The organism is Nitrosospira sp. Nsp13 (assembly GCF_900101945.1).
GTDB lineage: Bacteria > Pseudomonadota > Gammaproteobacteria > Burkholderiales > Nitrosomonadaceae > Nitrosospira > Nitrosospira multiformis_D.
In genome coordinates, this window is record NZ_FMVD01000033.1 from 1 (window position 1) to 5175 (window position 5175).

Here is a 5175-nt window from a genome sequence, read left to right on the forward strand (position 1 = left end):
TTGCGAGAGGGATCCGGCGCGGGTGATGCGCAGGCTTTCCTTCTCGATCCCTTTCAGACCACCCACTAATACAGGCCGGAGGGATGCGTCAATGGCCTTTTTGAAGCGTTCATTAGATGACTTGTGTGACATTCTATGACTCCTTGGCTTCGTTTCAGACAGCCTGCGAGGAATATGCATGTTGGTTTTGGAGATTATTTCCTCAAGGATTCAGGACGATCAGTCAATCGCTTAATCTTTTTCTTGTCATGAATACGCCGTGTTACATCATATTGTACCCCCAGAAAATAAAATGCCTCACCATCGGGATCAAGGAGCGATGTAACTGCCAGGTAGCTATAAAATAATTCACTATTTTTACGATAATTCATTCTACTCACACGGGGATCCAATATTCCTGAGTGGATTTGTGGAATCAATCCCGGATCTTTCTCAATTATAAACGTCATTATTTTTCCTCAACGTTTATCAGACAACAATCGAAAAAACTGGTTGCGCTTAAACTGTCAGCTATCGTCTCGAGGCTTGATCTCTCTGCTCTATCTCCATTAATTGCTTGATAGCCTTTACATTTTCTCGGTAGTGTCTTGTGTGGCAGCTCGAGTAGATTTTCAAAAGATTTCATGGATAATTTGAGTTTAAGTATTCAGAGACGCGGGCTGGACGAATCAAGCACTTAATCGCATCGATAGGGATTGGAAGTACACTCAAAGCACGTTACCCGGTTGAAAAATAATGATCTTGAAAGTCGATTCAGAGCGTTAGGACGAAAATGTTAACTCCTGTTGGACTTGGAGAATCGAAAGTTTTGCGACCGATTTTCTTTAAGTCCGATAGGACATCAGTTTTCTCGATAAATGTAAAAAATTGACATTGCTGTCTTCAAAAGTAGAATGGCGGGTTATTTAATAAATGCCGGGTGTTATTTTTCTTGATTCATCCGGGGAAAATAAAAATTCGGACCCTGTCAATTAAATTGCCTAAATCAGGAAGGAGAAAATGAGTCACACATTATATGAAGCTTCTGTCCTACGTGTGCAGCGCTGCGAGTTGGCTGTTCCGGGATCGAACCCGGGTATGTTTGAGAAAGCGATGAAAAGCGGCGTGGATTTCATTTTTCTTGATCTTGAAGACGCGGTCGCTCCCGATGACAAAATAAAAGCACGTAAAAATGTAATCGAAGCGCTCAATGATCTTGATTGGAAAGGTCATGGCGTAACAATCTCAGTGCGTATAAATGGTCTGGATACGCAGTTTATGGTTCGCGACGTAGTTGATCTGGTCGAACAAGCGGGCCACAGAATTGATACCATTTTGATTCCAAAAGTAGGGGTTTATGCTGATGTCTATATGGTGGAAGCCATGCTGAATCAGCTGGAAATGCAGCAGGGGCTAAAGAATAGAATTGGTACTGAAGCGCTGATTGAAACTGCCTTGGGCATGGCTAATGTAGAGGATATTGCCCGTAACGGCGTATCGGGCCGTCTCGAAGCGCTGCATTTCGGTGTGGCCGACTACGCTGCCAGTAATCGTGCCAGAACGACGAATATTGGCGGACTCAATCCGGATTATCCAGGCGATCAATGGCATGCCGCCATCAGTCGTATGACAGTTGCCTGCCGTGCCTATGGCCTGCGTCCTATAGACGGCCCCTTTGGCGATATTAAGGATCCCGATGGTTATAAACTGGCGGCTAAAAGAGCCGCCGCGTTGGGTTGTGAAGGCAAATGGGCTATCCATCCGTCACAAATTGTGCTCGCAAATGATGTATTCACACCGCCTGCCGGGGAAATTGAGAAAGCACACCGTATTCTGGCCGCGTTAGCGGAAGCAGCGGCTCAAGGCAAGGGAGCGGCTGCGCTGGATGGTCGATTGATTGATGCTGCCTCGGCAAGAATGGCCAACAACGTCGTTAAAATGGCAGAGGCAATCGCTGCAAAAACCTGATAATGATATTTTAGCGACCCCTTAAGGAACCACCCGTCTGTCGCGGCCCTTTCCTTCGGTTGTGGCTTCTACCGGCGCGGATGAGTGATGCATTGCCGCGCATGGCGAAGGAGTGTTACTCACGATGGAAATACGCATAATCCCGGACGCAGCGTCGGTCATTTCCGGTTTGTCACTCGTTTCCGCGGTAACGGGCTGATTTGTTTATGGGTCCGATTAAAATTCAAGTGAATTAGAATTATTTTTTTCTTAAACAGTTAAGGTGATGTAGTGGATATTCACGAGTATCAGGCGAAAGAGATTTTGGCAAAATATGGCGTCAAGATCGCAGAAGGTGGTTTAGCTTATAGTCCCGAAGAAAGTGTCCAGCGCGCCAGAGAGATCGAAGGAAATGTTTGGGTGGTAAAGGCGCAGATTCATTCCGGAGCGCGTGGTAAAGCGGGCGGCATCAAGATCTGCAACACGCATGATGAAGTTGAAGAGGCTGCAGAAGAACTGTTGGGAAAAAACTTGATTACCCATCAAACCGGGCCGGCGGGTAAGATTTGTTCAAGAGTGTATATCGAAGCGGGAACGGATATTGCTAAAGAACTGTATCTCTGTTTTTTGATTGACCGAAGCTCAGAACGCATTGTCATGGTTGGTTCCGCCCAAGGTGGAATGGAAATCGAGGAATTGGCTGAGACAAATCCCGGAGCAGTCAAAAAAATTTACATTGAACCTGCTGTCGGTCTCCAGGATTTTCAGGCGCGCGAGATGGCGTTCTCATTAGGGCTGGAGGCTACGCAACTCATTCATGCCGTCAGAACCATAAAAGGCTGCTATCGTGCGCTGCGCGACCTTGATGCAAGTATGCTGGAAATAAATCCGTTGGTTATCACCGGTAGCGGCGAATTAATCATACTGGATGCCAAGATGAGCTTTGATGACAATGCTCTGTTTCGCCGTCATGAAATTGCCGAGTTGCGGGATAAAACCCAGGGAGATCCCCGAGAGGTGGCGGCTGCGGACCACGGCCTGAGCTATGTGGGCCTGGATGGGGATATCGGCTGCATGATTAACGGCGCGGGTCTGGCCATGGCCACCATGGATATGATCAAGCTTGCCGGGGGTGAGCCCGCGAACTTCCTTGATGTTGGCGGTGGTGCGTCCGCGGAGCGTACGGAAAAAGCATTTCGCCTGGTACTGGCTGACAAAGGTGTCAAGGCAATGCTGGTCAATATATTTGCCGGAATTAATCGTTGCGATTGGATCGCCGAAGGGGTCGTGCATGCGGTCAGGAATATCGATATGAGCGTTCCGCTGGTTGTGCGGTTATCAGGCACAAATGTTGAAGAGGGCCAGCGGATCATTGCTGAGAGCGGCTTGCCCATCATTATGGCAGGCACACTGGCGGAAGCTGCTGATAAAGTCGTCCGGGCTCGCAATGAAGTCGTTGCGGAAGAAAATAAAGGAAAATAGATGGCAATCCTGGTTAATGAGAGTACACGCATCATCGTTCAAGGTTTCACCGGTAAAATCGGCACCTTTCACGCGCGGGACATGATTCGTTATGGGTCTAATGTCGTGGGGGGAGTTACCCCGGGTAAGGGTGGCCAGCGGCACTTGGATCTGCCTGTATTTAATACGGTGAAAGAGGCTGTACAACAGGTTGGGGCCGAAGCCAGCATCGTATTTGTTCCGCCGGCATTCGCAGCGGATTCAATTATGGAAGCTGCTGACGCTGGCATTAAATACTGTGTGGCGATTACCGATGGTATTCCCACTCAGGATATGATGACCGTCAAGAACTTCTTGCGTCGTTTTCCTATCCAGGAAAGAATGGTTCTGACAGGTCCGAACTGTGCCGGAACAATTAGTCCGGGACGCGCGATGCTGGGAATCATGCCTGGGCATATCTATATTCAGGGGAATGTTGGCATTGTCGGCCGTTCCGGCACACTGGGCTATGAAGCGGCTGATCAGATGAAAATATTGGGAATCGGCATATCGACGTCGGTGGGTATTGGTGGCGATCCGATTATTGGTAGCTCACATCGTGATATTCTTGAAAAATTTGAAGAGGATGCTGAAACCAAAGTAGTAATCATGATCGGTGAAATTGGCGGACCGCAAGAGGTTGAGGCCGGTATTTTCGCTAAGGAAAATATGGGCAAGCCATTAATTGCCTACATTGCAGGTTTAACCGCTCCAGAAGGCCGTCGCATGGGGCATGCCGGCGCGATCATTTCGTCGGCCGGAGAAAGCGCCGCGGAGAAAGTAGCCGTATTGAAGGAACTGGGTATCACTATTTGCCCGACTCCTGCCGCGATGGGTGACACTGTAGCAGCGGTATTGGCCAGGATGTAAGTCTTATGCGTAGCTGGTTTTTATCGGATGTGCTTGAGAGTGGAGGCTTAATACATGGCAATCTGGATGACAGCGCTAAAGATTATTCCATGGGCGGATGTGCTGGAGTCGGCACCGCATATCGTCAAAGCGGCAAAACGCCTCTTTTCGGCGACAAAGACTGACGCAAGCATCTTCGCGGAATCCTCAACAGAATCTTCAACAGAGTCTTCAGCTGCAACGGCCGGCAGCAGTCTTGCCAACCTGAATAAACGAGTCCGTCTGTTAGAGGCAAGGCTCGTTGAATTGAGCGATGAACAAAAATCGTCTACTGAGTTAATCAAGTCGCTTGCCGAACAAAACGCGCTTGTTGTCGAAGCCATCGAAGTATTTCGAGTTCGGATAAAGATTCTGCTTACTCTCTGTATCGTGCTGATCGGCGTGCTGGCTAGCCTGGTATTCTGGCTAGTGATGAATTAGATGAAAGCCTGAAAACCTGATGAAGCATTCGAGTACGCATCAAACTATTTTAAGTGATAACGAGAAAAGGGTTTCTGCGTTTTCATTTTCGGTGGTTGATTGTATGGGGTAATTGAAGCGATGATCGTGGTACCAGAAAGAGTAGTAGTACTGGTGCTACCTGTTTACACAAACCAGAGCTAAAGTACGGGCACAATAAAATTGTTTTAATATAAAAAATAGATGTCTTTGTCTCAGGTGGGGACAGGACAGAGAAGATCATGGGGATACCCCGTGCATTACATTGCCGCAGCCAAACTTGCGGTGCTTTATGGACCACGGAAAAAAGGAGAAGAGAGATGGTTGTCAAGCTTGGGCTGAGGCTCATAACGCTGACATGCGGGGCGCTGCTGGCGGCGTCTTCATGGGCGAACTTTCCCA

5 protein-coding genes are annotated in these 5175 nt (G+C 48.2%); 4 read left to right on the forward strand and 1 reads right to left on the reverse strand.

Annotated features, from left to right (window positions below):
* Window positions 1-194: 194 nt before the first annotated feature.
* A complete protein-coding gene (locus BLO43_RS16080) occupies window positions 195-449 on the reverse strand; it encodes a hypothetical protein (protein ID WP_090908048.1) in 255 nt (84 codons plus the stop codon).
* Between the two features lie 550 nt (window positions 450-999).
* On the opposite strand from BLO43_RS16080, the gene BLO43_RS16085 reads away from it, so the two are divergent.
* The 4 genes from BLO43_RS16085 (at window position 1000) to BLO43_RS16100 (ending at window position 4755) form a co-directional block, all read left to right on the forward strand.
* A complete protein-coding gene (locus BLO43_RS16085) occupies window positions 1000-1947 on the forward strand; it encodes an HpcH/HpaI aldolase/citrate lyase family protein (RefSeq protein ID WP_074631677.1) in 948 nt (315 codons plus the stop codon).
* Window positions 1948-2217: 270 nt separating this feature from the next.
* The gene (locus BLO43_RS16090; RefSeq protein WP_090908051.1) at window positions 2218-3408 is read left to right on the forward strand and encodes a malate--CoA ligase subunit beta; all 1191 of its coding nucleotides are present in this window, start codon (window positions 2218-2220) and stop codon (window positions 3406-3408) included.
* Window positions 3409-4296: a succinate--CoA ligase subunit alpha gene (sucD, locus tag BLO43_RS16095; protein ID WP_090908053.1), complete on the forward strand. Its 888-nt coding sequence runs from the start codon at window positions 3409-3411 to the stop codon at window positions 4294-4296.
* Between the two features lie 54 nt (window positions 4297-4350).
* Complete coding sequence (locus tag BLO43_RS16100; RefSeq protein WP_090908055.1) at window positions 4351-4755, forward strand: hypothetical protein; 405 nt, start codon at window positions 4351-4353, stop codon at window positions 4753-4755.
* Window positions 4756-5175 lie beyond the last annotated feature (420 nt).

What these genes read in the sequence shown, in the direction of transcription:
- BLO43_RS16080 (WP_090908048.1), bottom strand. Translation starts at nt 449, where the DNA reads ATGACGTTTATAATTGAGAAAGATCCGGGATTGATTCCACAAATCCAC.
- BLO43_RS16085 (WP_074631677.1), top strand. Translation starts at nt 1,000, where the DNA reads ATGAGTCACACATTATATGAAGCTTCTGTCCTACGTGTGCAGCGCTGC.
- sucD (WP_090908053.1), top strand. Translation starts at nt 3,409, where the DNA reads ATGGCAATCCTGGTTAATGAGAGTACACGCATCATCGTTCAAGGTTTC.
- BLO43_RS16100 (WP_090908055.1), top strand. Translation starts at nt 4,351, where the DNA reads ATGGCAATCTGGATGACAGCGCTAAAGATTATTCCATGGGCGGATGTG.